The organism is Streptomyces sp. NPDC059092 (assembly GCF_042756365.1).
Lineage (GTDB): Bacteria > Actinomycetota > Actinomycetes > Streptomycetales > Streptomycetaceae > Streptomyces.
This window is the reverse complement of record NZ_JBHZEJ010000007.1, coordinates 128,445-144,968: the sequence shown is the minus strand read 5'-3', so window position 1 is coordinate 144,968 and position 16,524 is coordinate 128,445. Positions and strand designations below refer to the sequence as shown.

Genomic DNA, 16,524 nt, shown 5'->3' with positions numbered 1-16,524 from the left:
TTCCGGCGGATTCTGAAAGGGGCGGAAGGACGGGCCGGGTCAGAGGAGGCCCGTGGCCCTCAGCGACGGCTGGAGAAGGTCGCCGTGGGCCTCCACCATGGCGTCGCACAGCTCCCAGACGCGCTCCACGGGCAGCGCGGCGGCGGTCGCCGGGTCCGTCATGGCGGCCTGCCGCACCGAGCGCGGGTCGTCCTCCAGCGCGGCCCTGACCACCAGGTCGTTCATGCTCAGATAGGTGCGGTTGAGCGCCGCGAGCTGGGCGGGCAGCGCGCCGATCCTGGTGGGCTGCACGCCCGACGCGTCGACCAGGCAGGGCACTTCCACGGTGCCGGTCGCGGGGAGGTTCTCGATCAGCCCGTGGTTGGGGACGTTGCCGTAGACGGTACGGGGGGTGCCGGTGGTGATGCTGTGGATGATCTGGGGCGCGTACTCCATCGTGGCCTCGACGTCGAGCGGGCTCCCTGCCGCGAGCGCGTCGCGGGTCTTCTCGTACAGGGCGACGTTCTCCTCGACGATCCCGAGGTACGCGCCGACGGGCAGCCGCAGCCGCTCGATCTCGCTGTCGTGGTGGAGGTACCAGGGCACGTACTCGGAGGAGTGCTCGCTGGTCTCGGTCGGGTAGTAGCCGAGCCGCCGGTACATGTCGACGCGTACGCGGCGCCGCAACTGGGGTTCGGAGGCGATGAGTTCGTCGAGGCGGGGGTAGAGGTCCGTGCCGTTGTGCTCGAACCGCAGCATCCACGCCTGGTGGTTGACCCCGGCGGCGCGGTACGTGACCTCCTGGTACGGCACGTCGAGCAGCGCCGACAGGTCGCGCAGCGTCCAGTAGACGGAGTGGCACAGACCCACGACGCGGGTCAGTCCGGTGGCGGCGGTGAGGTACTGGACGTTCATCGCCATGGGGTTGGTGTAGTTGAGCAGCCAGGCGTCCGGGCACAGCTCCGCGATGTCCGCGCCGAGCGCCTTCAGTACGGGGAAGGTGCGCAGCGCGCGGAAGATGCCGCCCACGCCGAGGGTGTCGCCGATGGTCTGGCGCACGCCGAAGCGGGCGGGTACGTCGAAGTCGGTACGGGTCGACGCGCCCATGCCGACCTGGACGATGTTGATGACGAAGTCGGCGCCGGCCAGCGCCGCACGGCGGTCGGCGTGCGCGGTGACGGTGACGTACGGGGCGGCCCCGGCCCGGTCGGCGATGTGGCGGGCCGCGCCCTCGGCGGTGGTCAGCCGGTCCGGGTCGATGTCGTGCAGGGCGATGTGGAGGTCGCGCAGGTCGGGGAAGGCGAAGAGGTCCGTCAGGAGCCCCTGGGTGAAGACGACGCTTCCGGCGCCGATGAAGGCGATCTTCGTGGTGGTCATGAGGCGTTCTTTCCGTTGCGGGTGGAGACAGGGGAATCGGCGGGGAGCGCGGCGCACGCCTCGTCCCAGGTGGGCTGCGCGGGGGTGCCGCCGTACGCCCGGGTGGACAGGGCCCCGCAGACGGCGGCGAGTTCGAGGGCGTCCTCGACGGGCCGGGCGGCCAGCATGGCGGTGACGAAGCCGGCGTCGAAGCTGTCGCCCGCGCCGACCGTGTCCAGCGGCTCGGCGGGGATGCCGGGGGTACGGAACAGGGTGCGGCCGTCGTGCAGGAGGGCGCCGTCCGACCCGTCCTTGACGGCCACCAGCGGCCCCCGGGAAGCGAGTTGGCGTGCGGCGTCCGCCACGGGGGCGTCCTCGGGCAGCCCGGCCAGCGCGCGGGCCTCGCGGGCGTTCGGCAGCAGGAAGTCGGTGACGGCGAGCACCGCCCCGAGCCCCCCGGAGCCGTCGGTGTCCCAGGTCCCGGCCGGGTCGTCGTTGGTGTCCAGCGAGGTGGTGGCCCCGTGCGCGCGGGCCGTGCGGAAGAGCGCGGGCAGCGCCCCGGCCAGCTTGGGCAGCAGGAAGTACGAGGCGGCGTGCACATGGCGGCTGTCGCCGAGCAGCGCCTCGGGTACGTCATCGGCGCCGGTGGCGGTGAGGGTGCCGGGCGCGGTGAGGATCGTACGGTCGCCGTCGCCGCGCGTCACCACGACGGTCAGCGGGGTCGACAGGGTGGGGTCGAGCCGTACGGCGCCGGTGTCGACGCCCCGCGCGGCGAGCGCCGCCACGACGAACCGGCCCGCCTCGTCGTCCCCGACGCGCCCGGCGAAGGCGACCTTGAGCCCGAGGCGTGCGGCGCCGCACGCCATGATCGCGGCGGAGCCGCCGAGGGTCAGCAGGCCGGTGTCGACGAGCTGTTCGCGCTGGCCGAAGGCGAGGGGCGCGTCGAGCGGTCCCAGGACGATGTCGGGGTTGGCGTCCCCGATGACCAGCAGGTCGAAGGCGTGCGAGGGAGAGGCGGGCGAGGCAGGAGAAGCAGATGAGACAGAAGGAGTGGGTGGGACAGGAGGGGTGTGTGAGGTGTGCGGCATCCGGCTTCCCTGAAGTGCGGAGAGGTGGGCGGGTTGGTCCGGCCTCATCGCCGTCTCATCCCTTGAGCCCCGAGGAGGTGATGGACTGGATGAACGACTTCTGCGCGAAGAGGAAGGCGAGCAGCACCGGCAGCACGGTGATCACATTGCCCGCCATGACCGCCGCCCACTGGGTGTGGTGCAGGCCCTGGAAGGTCGTCAGCCCGAGTTGCAGCGTGTACTGCGTGTCGTGGTTGATGGCGATCAGCGGCCAGGTCAGGTCGTTCCAGGTGGTCAGGAAGGTCAGTACGGCGACGGTGCTCAGCGCGGGCCGCGACATCGGCAGCACGATGAGGAACAGCACGCGCAGCCGCGAGCAGCCGTCCATCCAGGCGGCCTCCTCCAGCTCCCTGGGCAGGGAGAGGAAGAACTGCCGCAGCAGGAACACCGCGAACGGCGTGACCAGCGAGGGCACGATCAGCGCGCCGAGGGTGTCGATCAGCCCGAGGCTCTTCATGACCAGGAAGGTGGGGATCATCGTGAGCTGGAACGGGATCGCCATCGTCGCCAGCATCAGCCCCATCAGCAGCCGGGACCCGGCGAACCGCATCCGGGCGAACGCGTACCCGCCGAGCGCGCCGAAGACCAGGTTGGACGTGACGGCCACGACCGAGACGATCAGCGAGTTGGCGAACCAGCGGGGGAACATCGCGTTGCCGAGGACGTAGCGGTAGCCGCCGAGGTCGATCCCCGAGGGCCACAGGGCCGGCGGGAAGCGGTTGATCTCGGCGTTGCTCATCACGGAGCTGAGCACCAGCCAGATCAGCGGGATCGCGAAGACCAGCGCGAGCGGGGCGAGCAGCAGGTGCCAGGGGCTGAAGGGCAGCCACGACCGGCCGTCGGGGCGCGGCGCGGGTGCGGCGGTGGGCGCGGGTGCGGTGTCGGATACGGGTGCGGGCGCGGGTGCGCTGGTCGCCGTCATGTGGCAGCTCCTTCGACGGGTACGGGGCGTACGGAACGGCGCCGTACCAGCCGCAGCCCCACGGTGACCACGCCCAGCGCCACGGCGAGCACATAGGCCGCAGCCGCGCCGTAACCGGCCGTGAAGTTCTTGAACGCCTGCTCCCAGATGAAGTAGACGATCACGGTGGTGGAGCCGAGCGGCCCGCCCTTGGTCGTCACGTACACCAGGTCGAAGACCTGAAGGGCGTTGATGGTCTGCCACACCAGCAGGAACGCGCTCACCGGTGTGAGCGCGGGGAGCTTGACGTGACGCAGGAGGTGCCACCGCCCGGCGCCGTCCAGCCGCGCCGCCTCGATGAGGGACGGGTCCACGTCCTGGAGGGCGGCGAGGTAGACGACGACGCAGAAGCCGGTGCCGCTCCAGAGCGAGATCGCCACCAGCACCAGCAGCGCCTGTCCCGGGTCGGAGAGGAAGCCCTGGGGGGAGACGCCGAGCGTGTGCAGTACGGAGTTGGCGACGCCGAACTCAGGGTCGAGGATGAAGGAGAACAGCACGCCCTGAGCGGTGGCCGAGATGACGAACGGCACGAAGATCAGGGTCCGGTAGAGGCCCACGAACCGGATGCGCCGGTTCAGTACGAGGGCGAGCGCCAGCCCGAGCCCGATGGACAGCGGCACGTACAGCGCCGTGTAGAGCAGGGTGTTCCGTACGGCCTCGCCGAAGTGCGGGTCCATGCGCAGCGCACGGTAGTTGTCGAGGCCCACCCAGCGGCTGGGGGTGACCAGGTCGTCCGCCTGGAAGGAGAGCAGGAACGACCAGGCGACCGGGACGATGCTCAGCCCGAGGATGATCAGGACGGCGGGCGCGATGAACGCCCAGGCGGTGAGGGACTCGCCGCGTTGCAGCGGCGATCTTCCGGTACGGAGCGGGCGGTCCCCGGCAGAACCTGAACCGGTCGGCGGCCGGCCGGGGTCCTTCCCGCGGGTGCGGCGGTTCCGGGCGGAGCCGGAAGGGGAGTCGGGGTCGGGGAGCGTGAGCGGGGCGGGCAGTCGCGGCATGGCGGTTCTCCTGAGCGCGGTGGGCGCGGGCTACGCGGTCAACGCTGGGTACGGGCGGCGCCGTTCACGTGGCCGGCGCCGGGCTTCCGGTCAACGCCGGTCACGGGCGGCACTGTTCACGCGGTCGACGCGGTTCACCGGTCAGGCCGGTCCCTCGGTGATCGCGGCCGTCGCGGTGATCGCGGTGGGCACGGCGGACGCGACGGGCACGGCTGACGCGGTGGTCGTGGCCCTCGCCGTGGTCGTGGCGGACACGGTGGTCGCGGAGGACCCGGTGGACGCCATGGACCCGGTGGACGCCGTCGTCGCGGCGGACGCCGTGGACCGGCCGGCACACGGCTGCCCCGGTCGGCGCCGGGCCCCGGTCAACGCGGTATGAGCAGCGCGGCGTCGGCCTCCCGCGCGCACCGGCGCACCGCCTCGGCCGGGCTGCTCCTGCCGAGGAGTACGGCGGCGATCGCCTGCCCGAGCGCCTGCGAGATCTGCGGATAGGCGGGGTGCGCGGGGCGCACCCGGGCGGAGTCGAGCGCCCGGGTGAACACCGAGAGCCCCTCGGTCTCCGCGTCCTGCTTCCGCCAGGCGGGCAGCGCCTCCGTCGGCCTGCTCAGCGGCAGGCTGCCCGCCTGGATGTCCCAGCGCACGTCCTGGGCCGGCTGCATCAGCCAGGTCAGGAAGGTGCGGGCGGCCCGCACCCGGGCGGAGCCGTTGTCGAAGACCGTCCAGGTGTCGGGCCCTGAGATGGTCATCGGACGGCGGCTGTAGCTGGGCAGCGGGACGACGTGGTACTCCACCTCCGCCTCCCGGATGTCGGGAAGCTGCCACGGCCCGGTGACGACCATGCCCATCCGCCCGGAGAGGAAGACCTGGTACATCTGCTCGCTGCCGGGCTTGGGGTCGATGTACACACTCTTCGCGCGGGCGAGCGTGTCCACCGTCTCCAGCGCCCGCGCGCCGGCCTTCTCGAAGCCGATCGACTTCCCGTCCGGTGCGATGACCTCACCACCGAGGTCCCACACCATGGGCCACAGCCGCCACACGGTGTCCTCGTCCCCCACCCCCGGCCAGCCGGTGCCGAAGACGGAGCGCCGCCGGTCGGTGAGGCGCGCCGCCGTGTCGGTGAACTCCTCCCAGGTCCAGCCGGCTTCGGGCAGGGGCAGCCCGGCGTCGCGGAAGAGCTTCTTGTTGCAGACGACGGCGAGCGAGTCGATCAGGGCGGGGGCCGCCCGTACCCGCCCGTTGACGGTGACGGCGTCCCGCGCGGGCTTCCAGTACTGGTCCCACGGGACGGATCCCGAGCGGACGGTACCGCTCAGGTCGACCACCGAGGGGCTGCGGGCGACGCTGGCGAGGTCCGAGCCGAAGACGTACGCGATGTCGGGGAAGGAACCGGACGCGAGCGCCGCGGTGATCTTCTGGAGCATCGCGTCGGCGAGGACGCCGCCGCCTGGCCTGACGCGGATGTCGGGGTGGCTCCGGTTGAACTCCCGTACCAGCGCCTCGATCGTGGCGCGGCCGGAGTCGGTCTGGCCGTGCCACAGTTCCACCGTGACCCGGCCGTCGGCGCCGACACCGTCCGCCGCGTCCGTACCGCACCCGGAGAGCGCGGCCGACGCGGCGGCGCCGAGCGCCAGTCCGGAGCCCCGGCGGAGCATCCCGCGACGGGACAGATGGGGTATGCGGGAGTCCGCGGCCATGTCTACCTCCCTGGAAGGCGTGCGGCACGCGGTGCCGTATCGCCGAAGCCTGTTCACCGAAAGGCCCTGTTCATCACGGGCCGGCGGGCCTCATCACCGAGGATCGGCGGGGCTCTTCACCATGGGCCGCCGGCCTTCGTCACCGAAGGCCGGCGGGGCCGGAGTCACCGGACGGTCCGAGTTACCGGACGGCCGGGACTCCCAGCCGGGAGGGTGGCGCTTCAGCAGGTCTGGCGGAGGTAGCCGCTGCTGCCGATCGGGGAGACGTCCATGTCCCTGCGGACGATGGACAGCTTGTCCTTGAAGCCCTTGCAGGCCGTCGAGAGCCCCTTGGAGCTGTACTCGATGACGATGACGTTGTTACCGAAGTGCTCGGTGAAGGAGCCGCACTCGTTCCACTCCCCGCACTCCTCCGCGATGGCGAAGTCGAGCCCGGTGGTGGAGCGGTACTCGGCGAGGTCGGCGGTGTTCTTCTGCGCGATCGCCAGGCCCTTGGAGTGCGCGTGGGCGGACAGCTTGGTGATGAACGCCATGGCCGCGTCGGTGCCGAACTTGCCCCGGCTGCGGTCGTAGCTGTCGTAGTTGTCGGGCTCGATGGCCTGGAAGCCCTTGGCCGCGCAGCCGTCGATCCAGCCGTTCACCTTGTTCGCGATCCGGTCGCGCTTGGCGGCCGTACTCACGTCGAGGATGGCTTCGTCCCACTCCTCGTCGATGATGACGTTGCCCGCGGAGTCCCGCAGCAGGAGGTCCGCGTCCCACTGGTTCAGCTCGGAGGGCTGCACCTGGAAGGCGTTGACGTAACAGATGTTGTACGCACCGGCGGCGGGCGACGCCTCCCGGTCACGGCTGACCACGCTCACGCCGGCGGGCGGGGTGTACGCGCCGCCGATCTGGTAGTCGAACCCGGCGTGCGCCGGGGGCAGGGTGACGGCGGCTGCCGCCGCGCCCGCGGGGGAAGCGGAGAGGAGAGGGGCGACCAGCGCCGCCGTGATGGCCGCGACCGCCGCGGAGATCCGGCGGGTGCGGGCACGATTGATGCTCACTGTCGAGCTCCAGAAGGATGGGGGGTACGTCCCCGCCTCGGACCCTGGAGTGATCCTGGCGACTCTGTCCGGACTTGCGGAGCCGTGGGGGCCCTGCGCTTACCGGCTAGGCGTACCTCTGGTGCCGCAGACTCAGCTCTAGGTGCTCAGCTCCGGCGTTTCGAGGAGTAAAGCGAGCGGGCGTCCCCTGTGTCAACAGATCATGAGGACACAACTCTGCCCCACGGGCCCCGAGTCCGGTCCGATACGGGCAGGCGGTGCGGGCAGTACGGGCCCGCGCGGGGCTCACAGGAGACTGACAGCGCGGGGCGAACCCACTCCCAGAATCGCTCCCTAGGGTCCCGTGCATGACAGCCAAACACGCGGACAACAAGGTGAGCAGGCGGCGCGCACTGGCCATCGGCGGCGGTGTCGTCGCGGGCGCGGGAGCGGTCGCGGCCGGGTACGACGCCTTCGCGGCGGACCCGACGGCAGGCACGGCGACGTCCTCGGGGTCGGGAACGGCGTCGGCGTCGGCGTCGAGCGGGAGTTGTGTCCTCATGTCGAGCGTCACCGAGGGCCCGTACTACCTGGACGGCGCGCTCGTACGCGAGAACATCACCGAAGGCAAGGCGGGCGTGCCGCTGAGCCTGCGGATCACCGTCCAGGACACCACCGGGTCGTGCGCCCCCGTCGCGGGCGCGGCCGTCGAGATCTGGCACTGCGACGCCTGGGGCTACTATTCGGGCTACACCACCGCGAATCCGGGGGGCGGCGCGCCCGCCGAGGAAGAGGACGGCTCCACCGCCGACGACCGGACGTATCTGCGCGGTTACCAGGTCGCCGACGCCCGCGGCGTCGTCACGTTCACCACGATCGTCCCCGGCTGGTACACGCCCCGCACCTGCCACATCCACGTCAAGGTGCACACCGGCGGCGAGAAGGCCGACGGAACGTACGAGGGCGGCAAGGTCAACTTCACCGGGCAGCTCTTCTTCGACGACGCCACCGCCGAGCGGGTCTTCACCCTGGAGCCCTACGCACGGCACACCGGTACGTACACGAGGATCGACGACGACATGGTGTACGAGGGGAACGGCGCCGCGAGCGGGCTGCTCGCCCTGACGCCGGTCCACAAGAAGGACCCGTCGAAGGGGTTCAGGGGCACGATCGTCCTCGGCATCGACCCGGACGCCGAGAACACCGGTGCGGGCAGTGGCGGCGGGGGCGGCGGCGAGCCCCCGACCGGTACGCCGCCGAGCGACGCGCCCTCCGCGCCCGCGTCGTCCGCCCCCTCGTCCGCCCCCTCGCCCAGGGCCTCGTCCGCCTCCGCCGAAGCGTCGTCGTAGCCGTGCGCCGCGAGGACGAGGCGCTGGCGCGGGCCGCGGCCGGCGCCCTGCTGGCCGAGGCGGAGCTGACCCCCAAGCCCGGTCTCCCCGACACGCGCGAGGCGGACTTCGGCGCCCTGCGCTGGTCGGCCGGGTCGCTGGTGCCCGGCCTCGCGGCGATGGCCGCGGCGGCCCGCCGGGCGCCGGAAGGACCGAGCCGCCGGCTCCGGGCCGAGCTGGGCTCGATCGGCCGCTCCACCGAGCGCTCCATGGCCCGCGCCAACGCCGGTACGGCGCTGCACCACGGCGCGCTCTGGCCGCTGGGCCTGCTCGTGGCCGCCGCCGCGCTGGAACCGGCGGAGCCCCCGGGCGAACTGCCCGCCGTCGCCCGGCGGATCGTCACCTTCACCGACGGGGCGGCCCCGCGCCGCCCCACCCCCGGCTCCGCGGCGGCCTCCCGCTACGGAGCGGCGGGCGCGCGGGGCGAGGCGCGGGCCGGATTCCCGCACGTACGGCGGGCGGTGGCGGCCCTGCGGAGCGCGCGGGACGCGGGGGCGCGGGAGCCGGCGGCACGGCTGGACGCCCTGCTCACCGTGATGTCCACCCTCCAGGACACCGGTCTGCTCCACACGGCGGGCCCGCACGGGCTGCGCCTGGTGCAGAACGGAGCCCGCGACGTCCTGGACGCGGGCGGCAGCGCCACCGCGGCCGGCCGCTCCGCGCTGGACGCCTTCGACATCCGGCTGCGGGCGGCGGGGCTGCGCCCGAGGGGCAGCGCGCACCTGCTGGCCGCGACGCTCTTCGTGGACGGGCTGTGGTGGCGCGGCGGCACGCCGAACGCGCGGGCGACGATCCGCGCGGGCCGACGGGAGGCCCCCGTACCCGCGTGAACGCCGTACCGGCACGGCCGCCGGGCCGGCACGGCCGCGTACCGGTACAGCCGCGTACCGGCACGGCCGCCGGGCCGGTGTGCGCACCGCACCGGCACGGCCCCCGCACCGGCCTGGCCGCGAGCGCTACTCCCCGGGCCCGTCGTCACGGCCTTCGGCAGCGCTGCCGCGGATGCCCGGGCCGGTGGGCCGATCCCGCGGGTCCGGGGCGAGGCGGCCGACCACCTCCGCCAGCTCCCTGCATGCCTGCTCCACCTTCCTCCGGATGTTCCGCTGCTCGGTGACGATCGCCGCCAGCAGCAGCCCGGTCAGCGCGGCCGAGCCGTTCAGGGCCTGAATGGTGATCATCGTCTCCGTGAGGTCGTGGTGGGTGAACGGCCCGACGTGGTCGGTCGCCGCCCAGATCACCACGACCGAGACCAGCAGGGCGCAGGGCGCGCTCCCCGCCAGTTGGAAGCGCAGAGCCGCCCAGATCAGCAGCGGAAAGACGAGGAAGAGCAGGCACAGCGGGCTCCTGGCGGCCAGCGGGGTGACGACGACGGCCGTGACCACCAGGGCCGCCGCCTCCCCCCACCGCCGGCCGTGGCCCCCGTCCTCGCGCCGCTCCTGGCCGGCGCGGTCGCGGTCGCCCGCGCCCGGCAGCCGGACCCGGCGCAGCAGGAGCAGCAGCGGGGTGACCACCAGGACCCCCATGGCGTCCCCGGCCCACCACGCGGTCCACGTCGGCCAGAACCCGTGGCGCGGCAGCCGGTCGCTGAGCACCAGCACGCCCGTACCGACGGTCGCGCTGATCAGCATCCCGCCCAGCGCGCCGAGGAACACCAGCGCCACCCCGTCGCGCAGCCGGTCCACCTCAAGGCGGAAGCCGGCCCGGCGGAGCATCAGATACGCGCAGACCGGGGCGAGGGTGTTCCCCGCGATGATCACGATGTCCGTGGGGTGGAAGTCGCTGATCGTGACGATGCTCAGCAGGGCGCCGAGCGAGATCCCCGGCCAGACGCCGAGGCCCAGATGGAGCAGGCAGCCCAGGGCGACGCCCGTCGGCGGCCAGAGCGGCGTGACGATCGCGCCTTCGACCCGCACCTGTCTCACCAGCCCGAGCTGCCCGAACGCGTAGTAGGCGACGGCGACGCCGAGGGCGGGGAGAGCGCGGACGGTGAGACGGCGGAGTTGCTCGGTACGCACCACACCGGCCATCAGACAATGCCCGCCGCCGTGCTCCGCCCAGGTCGGCCGTGACACGCTGCCGAGGCGGTCACACGAGCGGCCGGCGCCACGCCCGGCCTACCGGTCCGGGGGTGCCGCGTCATGGCGGAGGACGAGGACGGCGGCGTCGTCCGAGTGGCCGGTCAGCACGGCCACCTTCATCACCTCGGCCGCCAGCTCCCCCGGCGGCGTACCCCCGCGCACGCCCTCGGCCAGTACCCCCGCGACCGTCGCCAGCCCCTCGTCGATCGGGAACGAGGGGCCCTCCACCACCCCGTCCGTCAGCAGCACGAAGACGCCCGCCTCGGTCAGCCTGCGCCGGGTCACCGGGTACGCCTCGCCCGGCTGGATGCCCAGCGGCAGTCCGCCCGCGTCCTCGGCCACCCCCGACCGGCCGTCGGCCGTGGCCCACACCGAGGCGACATGGCCCGCCCGCGCGCTCTGCAGCTCCCAGGTGACCGGGTCGAAGCGGAGGAAGGAGCAGGTCGCGAAGAGGCTGGAGCCCACCGAGAGCAGCAGGTCGTTGGCCCGGCTCAGCACCTGGCCCGGGTCGGTCGCCGTCGCGGCCACCGCCCGCAGCCCGATCCGTACCTGCCCCATGATCGCGGCGGCCTCGACGTCATGGCCCTGGACGTCCCCGACGCAGAGGGCGAGCGCGCCGTCGGGCAGCGTGAACCCGTCGTACCAGTCGCCGCCGATGTCGAGCCCGTCCCGCGCGGGCGCGTACCGGGCCGCCGTCCGCAGCCCGGGGAGCGCGGGCAGCACGGCCGGCAGCATCTCCCGCTGCAACGCCTCGGCCAGCTCCACGCGGGCGTGCTGGAGCTCCGCGCCCCGGCGCGCCTGGGCGGTGAGCCGGCCGAGGGTGGTCAGCAGGTCCTCGGCGCTCGTGGCCGGGGCGGACCGTGTGGGACGACGCCGGCTCATCCACCGCTCCGAGGTACGTCCGTCATGGACCGTCTGTCATGGACCGCCCCGGGGTTTCCGCGCGGCGGCGTACGTACGGCGACCCGTGCGGGCAGCCGTCACCCTGGCCCGCACGAAGCACCGCATTCATCATATTTCCGACTCGCCCATTCCGCCCCACGAGCGCCCGGGGGTGCCTCATGGCGGGCAGGGCCGCCCCCTGGGACGGGGTGTGTACCCGGAGTCCCGTCCGGGTGCGCTCCGGGAACACACCCCCCTTCCGGGAACGCACCCACCTCATGAGCGGGCCCCGGGCGGTCAGCAGGCCATGGCGGTGGCCGTGCTCCGACGCCGGGACCAACGCGTCCCGGGCAGCCGCCGCAGCTCGCTGATCTTCACCGGAAACGCCGCGTCCCGCCCCTCGATCTTCGCGAAGGGCGGGACACGGAGCGGGACATGGGGCGCGGGACACCGCAGGGCGAGGCCCCCGAGAGGCGTTACTCCGTCGGCTTCGCCGACTTCGCCACCGGCTTGCGCAGCGCGATGTTCAGCTCGCGCAGCCGCGTCTCGTCCAGCTCCGTCGGCGCGCCCATCATCAGGTCCTGCGCGTTGCCGTTGAGCGGGAAGGCGATCGTCTCGCGGATGTTCGGCTCGTCCGCCAGCAGCATGACGATCCGGTCGACGCCCGGGGCGATGCCGCCGTGCGGCGGGGCGCCGAGGCGGAAGGCCTTGAGCATGCCCGCGAACTCGTGCTCCACGGTCTCCCGGTCGTAGCCCGCGATCTCGAACGCCTTGATCATCAGCTCGGGTTCGTGGTTGCGGATCGCGCCGGACGACAGCTCGATGCCGTTGCAGACGATGTCGTACTGCCACGCCAGGATGGACAGCGGGTCCTTCGTCTCCAGGTCGTCCAGGCCGCCCTGGGGCATCGAGAACGGGTTGTGCGAGAAGTCGATCTTCCCGGTCTCCTCGTCCTTCTCGTACATCGGGAAGTCGACGATCCAGCAGAAGCGGAAGACGCCCTCGTCGAAGTGGCCCGCGCGCTTGGCGGCCTCGACCCGGACGGCGCTCATGATCTTGGAGACCTCGTCGAAGCCGCCCGCGCCGAAGAAGACCGCGTGCCCCGGGACCAGCGCCAGCCGCTCCGTGAGGACCTTGACGTCCGCCTCCGTGAGGAACTTGGCGATCGGTCCCGCCAGCGCCCCGTCCTCGCCGACGCGGACCCAGGCCAGGCCCTTCGCGCCGTGCTCGACCGCGTACTCGCCGAGGCCGTCGAAGAACTTCCGCGACTGTCCGGCGGTGTCAGGCACCGGCAGGGCCCGTACGTGCTTGCCCGCGAACGCCTTGAACTCGGAGCCCTCGAAGACGTCGGAGATGTCGACCAGTTCGAGCCGGGCGCGCAGGTCGGGCTTGTCGTTGCCGTACTTCAGCATCGACTCGCGGAACGGGATGCGCGGGAACGGCGAGGTGACGTGCCGGCCGCCGCCGAACTCCTCGAACAGCTCCGTCATCAGCTTCTCGATCGGCTGGAAGACGTCCTCCTGCTCGACGAAGCTCATCTCGACGTCGAGCTGGTAGAACTCGCCCGGCGAGCGGTCCGCGCGCGCGTCCTCGTCGCGGAAGCAGGGCGCGATCTGGAAGTAGCGGTCGAAGCCCGAGATCATCAGGAGCTGCTTGAACTGCTGCGGCGCCTGGGGCAGCGCGTAGAACCTGCCCGGGTTCAGCCGCGAGGGGACGACGAAGTCGCGCGCGCCCTCGGGGGAGGTCGCGGTGAGGATCGGTGTCGCCATCTCGTTGAAGCCGAGGGCGGTCATCTTGTGCCGGATCGCGGAGACCACGGCCGTACGCAGCAGGATGTTGCGGTGCATGCGCTCGCGCCGCAGGTCGAGGAAGCGGTACTCCAGGCGCCGCTCCTCGTTGACGCCGTCCTCCGCGTTGACCGTGAACGGCAGCGGTCCGGCCGCGCCGAGGATCTCGACCTCGGAGACCTCGATCTCGATCTCGCCGGTCGGCAGCTCCGGGTTCACGTTCTCCGCACCGCGCGCGGAGACCTTGCCGTCGATACGGACGACGGTCTCCTTGGTGAGCTTCGACAGCTCCTCGTTGGCGGGCGTGCCGGGGCGGGCGACGAGCTGCACCAGACCGTAGTGGTCACGGAGATCGATGAAGAGGATGCCGCCCAGGTCTCGGCGATTGTGCAGCCAGCCGCTCAGCCGGACGTCGGCGCCGACGTCAGAGGCGCGGAGCTGGCCGCAGGTGTGGGACCTGTACCGGTGCATCGTCGTTTCATCCAGTCTTGGCAGTCGGAGTGGTCAGGAGGCGGGCGGGACACCCGAGGCGTACGCGTCACGTGCGAGACGTACGACACGTATGCGAGAGGAAGCATGATGCGCCGGACGCCACCTGTCGCCCAACCGGTTTCGGAAAACCCGTTGGGCCATAACAGGCTACCGCCCGCGTCCGACACCGCGGTCTGCCGCACGACCGGGCGCACCCCGGGCAGGTCGACTCGGCGGAGCCGATGGTCTCCGAGATGCTGACCGACGTGCTCGTCCACACGGACGGGGACGCGCGCTCCGCACCGACGGCGCCCTGGTGAGCCGGCGCACCTGGTCGAGCTCTACGAGGACGGCGGGGGCGGCGCGCCGGTGGCCTCCGGCCCGCCGGGACCGGTGGAGGAGTCCGCGGCGTAACGTTTCCGCACCTCGGAGAGCACCCCGAACGCGGCGGCCGTCAGCGGTACGGCGAGCAGCATGCCCAGAATCCCGGCGACGCTCGCGCCCGCCGTGATCGCCAGCATCACCACGGCGGGATGCATCTGCACCGTACGGCTCTGGATCATCGGCTGGAGCAGATGCCCCTCCAGCACCTGGACGGCGAGCACCACCCCGAGCGCCCAGAGCCCGATCACCCACCCCCGGTCGACGAGGGCGACCAGTACGGCGACGGCGCCGGAGAGCAGCGCGCCAAGATACGGGATGTACGCGCCGACGAAGACCAGCGCCCCGAGCCCGACCGCGCCGGGCACCCGCAGGATCAGCAGGCCCACGGTGATGCAGACCGCGTCGATGAGCGCGATCAGGGTCGTCCCGCGCATGAAGCCCTCGACGGCCCCGAACGCGCGGCGCGCCATCGCCTCGACGGCCCGCCCGGCCGGCCCCGGGGCGAACCCCCGGAGCGCGCGGGCCGCCCGGGGCGAGTCCCGCAGGAAGAAGAAGACCAGCAGCAGGGCGAGGACGGCGGTGGCGATCAGCTCCCCGACCACGCTGATGCCGGTGAGCACCCCGGAGGCGGCGGTGGCACCGAACTTCCCGACGAGGTCCTTGGCGTTCTTCGCCAGATCCTCCAGCGAGGTCCCGGCGGCGCCGCCGAAGTGCTTGCTCACCGCCTGGCCTGCCTGGCGCAGCGAGGCGACGATCTGGTCCCCGGTGTCGACGAGCGCGCTGACGACGATGTACGCGGCGCCGCCCACCACGCCCACGATGGCGACGCAGGTCAGCGCGGAGGCGAGCGAGGCGTTCAGCCGCAGCGCGATCAGCCGGCGGTAGAGGGGGCCGAGCAGCGCCGTACCGAGGAGGGCGAGCAGGACGGGGGTGACGGCCGTCTTGAAGGTGACGCACAGCCAGATCGCGACGGCCCCGACCCCGGAGACCAGCAGCGCGACCCCGCACCACGCGGCGAGGCGCCGGGCGCTCTCGGGGAGGAGGGGGTTCGGCGGCGTCTGCACGCCCCCAGCCGACCACGGCCGCCCGGGGTTGTCCTGCGCTGCCCGCCGCCCGGGTGGCGCACCGGCACCCCCGTACGCCGGCCTCGGGCCCGCCCCGGTCCGTCACCGCCAGTCGGGCAGCATCGCCTCGTGGTAGCGGGAGCCGGCCGACCCGTGCGGCAGGATCTCCTGGATACGGCCGAGGTCCTGGGGCGTGAGGGTGACCTGCGCGGCGGCCACGTTCTCCGCCAGGCGCTCCGGGCTGCGGGTGCCGGGGATGGGGACGATGTCGTCGCCCTGCGCGAGCAGCCAGGCCAGGGCCAGTTGGGCGACCGTGATGCCCTTGCCCTCCGCCAGGGAGGTCAGTTCGCGGACCGCGGCGAGGTTCTTCTCGTAGTTGCCGGGCTGCCAGCGCTCGTCCTGGCCGCGCATGTCGTCGGCGGGGTACGCGGCGGCCGGCTTGACGGCACCGGTGAGGAAGCCGCGGCCGAGCGGCGAGTAGGGCACGAAGCCGATGCCCAGTTCCCGGACCACCGGCAGGACCTCGGCCTCGACCGCCCGCTCGAACACCGAGTACTCCGTCTGGAGCACGGAGACCGGGTGGACGGCGTGGGCCCGCCGGATGGTCTCCGGGCCGGCTTCGCTCAGCCCGAAGTGCCCCACCTTGCCTTCGGCGATCAGCTCGCCGACCGTACCGGCGACGTCCTCGATGGGGACGTCCGGGTCCACCCGGTGCTGGTAGAGCACGTCGATACGGTCGGTGCCGAGGTGGCGGAGGCTCGCCTCGGCCACCTCGCGGATGTGCTCGGGACGGCTGTCGAAGGCGGTTCCGATCCGGGCCGGGTCGCTGAGGTCGAAGCCGAACTTGGTGGCGATCAGGATCTCGTCGCGGAAGTCCTTCACGGCACGGCCGAGGAGCTGCTCGTTGCTGCCGGTGCCCAGGCCGTACAGCTCGGCCGTGTCGAAGAGGGTGACGCCGCGCTCGTAGGCGCGGTGGATCGTGGCGATGCCGTTCCGGTCGTCCGGGGTCCCGTACGCCATGGTCATGCCCATGGTGCCCAGGCCGATCGCGCCGGCCCGCAGGCCCTGGCCGCCGAGCGTCCGGAGGGGAAGATTCGTCGTGTCGTGTGCCATGGCATCGACGCTAGGCGCGCGGAACCCGGGAGGCATGGGGCACAAGTCGCGTAGGATTGCCTGATCCTCTCAGCCCCCTCCCGATTCTCAGCCCTCGATTCTCCGGGGGCGCCCCGGCCCGCCCGCCCGCCCGCCCCCGCCCCCCCGCAGCGAGAGCCCACACCACACCCCCCCCCCCCCCCCCCCCCCCCCCCCCCCAGCCCACCCACCGCCCCGC

General features: G+C 72.7%; 14 protein-coding genes. 3 read left to right on the top strand and 11 right to left on the bottom strand.

All coding sequences use genetic code 11. The features are described 5' to 3' along the window. Positions 1 to 39: 39 nt before the first annotated feature. Genes ACFXPL_RS07005 through ACFXPL_RS06990 form a run of 4 tightly spaced genes read right to left on the bottom strand, consistent with a single transcriptional unit; the run spans position 40 to position 4,424 of the window. Positions 40 to 1,356 (bottom strand): alpha-glucosidase/alpha-galactosidase, encoded by a 1,317-nt coding sequence (locus tag ACFXPL_RS07005; protein ID WP_384913694.1) that lies wholly within the window; start codon positions 1,354 to 1,356, stop codon positions 40 to 42. Continuing rightward, positions 1,353 to 2,423, bottom strand: coding sequence for a carbohydrate kinase family protein (locus tag ACFXPL_RS07000; RefSeq protein ID WP_384913691.1), 1,071 nt, complete (start codon positions 2,421 to 2,423; stop codon positions 1,353 to 1,355). Before ACFXPL_RS07000 ends, ACFXPL_RS07005 begins: the two co-directional genes overlap by 4 nt. A gap of 55 nt (positions 2,424 to 2,478) precedes the next feature. Continuing rightward, positions 2,479 to 3,384, bottom strand: a complete 906-nt coding sequence (locus ACFXPL_RS06995) for a carbohydrate ABC transporter permease (protein ID WP_384913687.1) — start codon at positions 3,382 to 3,384, stop codon at positions 2,479 to 2,481. Then, complete coding sequence (locus ACFXPL_RS06990; RefSeq protein WP_384913685.1) at positions 3,381 to 4,424, bottom strand: carbohydrate ABC transporter permease; 1,044 nt, start codon at positions 4,422 to 4,424, stop codon at positions 3,381 to 3,383. The genes ACFXPL_RS06995 and ACFXPL_RS06990 overlap by 4 nt, the downstream gene beginning before the upstream one ends. Between ACFXPL_RS06990 and ACFXPL_RS06985 the strand changes: the two genes are divergently transcribed. After that, positions 4,423 to 4,803, top strand: coding sequence for a hypothetical protein (locus tag ACFXPL_RS06985; RefSeq protein ID WP_384913682.1), 381 nt, complete (start codon positions 4,423 to 4,425; stop codon positions 4,801 to 4,803). The two genes, ACFXPL_RS06990 and ACFXPL_RS06985, sit on opposite strands and share 2 nt — an antisense overlap. Here the strand turns inward: ACFXPL_RS06985 and ACFXPL_RS06980 are convergent. Further along, positions 4,790 to 6,118, bottom strand: coding sequence for an ABC transporter substrate-binding protein (locus ACFXPL_RS06980; RefSeq protein WP_384913679.1), 1,329 nt, complete (start codon positions 6,116 to 6,118; stop codon positions 4,790 to 4,792). The genes ACFXPL_RS06985 and ACFXPL_RS06980 overlap by 14 nt on opposite strands. A 221-nt stretch (positions 6,119 to 6,339) precedes the next feature. Continuing rightward, positions 6,340 to 7,161, bottom strand: coding sequence for an endo alpha-1,4 polygalactosaminidase (locus tag ACFXPL_RS06975; protein WP_384913676.1), 822 nt, complete (start codon positions 7,159 to 7,161; stop codon positions 6,340 to 6,342). Between the two features lie 347 nt (positions 7,162 to 7,508). Here ACFXPL_RS06975 and ACFXPL_RS06970 point away from each other — a divergent pair, with 347 nt between their 5' ends. Both ACFXPL_RS06970 and ACFXPL_RS06965 read left to right on the top strand, forming a co-directional pair. After that, positions 7,509 to 8,489, top strand: a complete 981-nt coding sequence (locus tag ACFXPL_RS06970; protein ID WP_384913673.1) for an intradiol ring-cleavage dioxygenase — start codon at positions 7,509 to 7,511, stop codon at positions 8,487 to 8,489. A 2-nt stretch (positions 8,490 to 8,491) separates the two neighbouring features. Further along, entirely contained in the window at positions 8,492 to 9,358 is an 867-nt protein-coding gene (locus ACFXPL_RS06965) for a triphosphoribosyl-dephospho-CoA synthase (RefSeq protein ID WP_384913670.1), read from the top strand. A gap of 126 nt (positions 9,359 to 9,484) precedes the next feature. Here the strand turns inward: ACFXPL_RS06965 and ACFXPL_RS06960 are convergent, their stop codons facing one another. The 5 genes from ACFXPL_RS06960 to ACFXPL_RS06940 form a co-directional block, all read right to left on the bottom strand. Continuing rightward, the gene (locus ACFXPL_RS06960; RefSeq protein WP_384913790.1) at positions 9,485 to 10,546 is read right to left on the bottom strand and encodes an MASE1 domain-containing protein; all 1,062 of its coding nucleotides are present in this window, start codon (positions 10,544 to 10,546) and stop codon (positions 9,485 to 9,487) included. Positions 10,547 to 10,642: 96 nt separating this feature from the next. Continuing rightward, positions 10,643 to 11,488, bottom strand: coding sequence for a PP2C family protein-serine/threonine phosphatase (locus ACFXPL_RS06955; RefSeq protein ID WP_384913667.1), 846 nt, complete (start codon positions 11,486 to 11,488; stop codon positions 10,643 to 10,645). A 476-nt stretch (positions 11,489 to 11,964) separates the two neighbouring features. Beyond that, positions 11,965 to 13,746: an aspartate--tRNA ligase gene (gene aspS / locus ACFXPL_RS06950; protein WP_384913664.1), complete on the bottom strand. Its 1,782-nt coding sequence runs from the start codon at positions 13,744 to 13,746 to the stop codon at positions 11,965 to 11,967. 341 nt (positions 13,747 to 14,087) lie between these two features. Further along, positions 14,088 to 15,194: an AI-2E family transporter gene (locus tag ACFXPL_RS06945; RefSeq protein WP_384913662.1), complete on the bottom strand. Its 1,107-nt coding sequence runs from the start codon at positions 15,192 to 15,194 to the stop codon at positions 14,088 to 14,090. Positions 15,195 to 15,296: 102 nt separating this feature from the next. Beyond that, positions 15,297 to 16,307: an aldo/keto reductase gene (locus ACFXPL_RS06940; RefSeq protein ID WP_384913660.1), complete on the bottom strand. Its 1,011-nt coding sequence runs from the start codon at positions 16,305 to 16,307 to the stop codon at positions 15,297 to 15,299. Positions 16,308 to 16,524 lie beyond the last annotated feature (217 nt).

Bases quoted from the DNA above. Each gene is read 5' to 3' on its own strand.
- ACFXPL_RS06995 (WP_384913687.1), bottom strand. From the start codon at position 3,384: ATGACGGCGACCAGCGCACCCGCGCCCGCACCCGTATCCGACACCGCA.
- ACFXPL_RS06940 (WP_384913660.1), bottom strand. From the start codon at position 16,307: ATGGCACACGACACGACGAATCTTCCCCTCCGGACGCTCGGCGGCCAG.
- ACFXPL_RS06970 (WP_384913673.1), top strand. From the start codon at position 7,509: ATGACAGCCAAACACGCGGACAACAAGGTGAGCAGGCGGCGCGCACTG.
- ACFXPL_RS06990 (WP_384913685.1), bottom strand. From the start codon at position 4,424: ATGCCGCGACTGCCCGCCCCGCTCACGCTCCCCGACCCCGACTCCCCT.
- ACFXPL_RS06985 (WP_384913682.1), top strand. From the start codon at position 4,423: ATGGCGGTTCTCCTGAGCGCGGTGGGCGCGGGCTACGCGGTCAACGCT.
- ACFXPL_RS06955 (WP_384913667.1), bottom strand. From the start codon at position 11,488: ATGAGCCGGCGTCGTCCCACACGGTCCGCCCCGGCCACGAGCGCCGAG.
- ACFXPL_RS07000 (WP_384913691.1), bottom strand. From the start codon at position 2,423: ATGCCGCACACCTCACACACCCCTCCTGTCCCACCCACTCCTTCTGTC.
- aspS (WP_384913664.1), bottom strand. From the start codon at position 13,746: ATGCACCGGTACAGGTCCCACACCTGCGGCCAGCTCCGCGCCTCTGAC.
- ACFXPL_RS07005 (WP_384913694.1), bottom strand. From the start codon at position 1,356: ATGACCACCACGAAGATCGCCTTCATCGGCGCCGGAAGCGTCGTCTTC.
- ACFXPL_RS06980 (WP_384913679.1), bottom strand. From the start codon at position 6,118: ATGGCCGCGGACTCCCGCATACCCCATCTGTCCCGTCGCGGGATGCTC.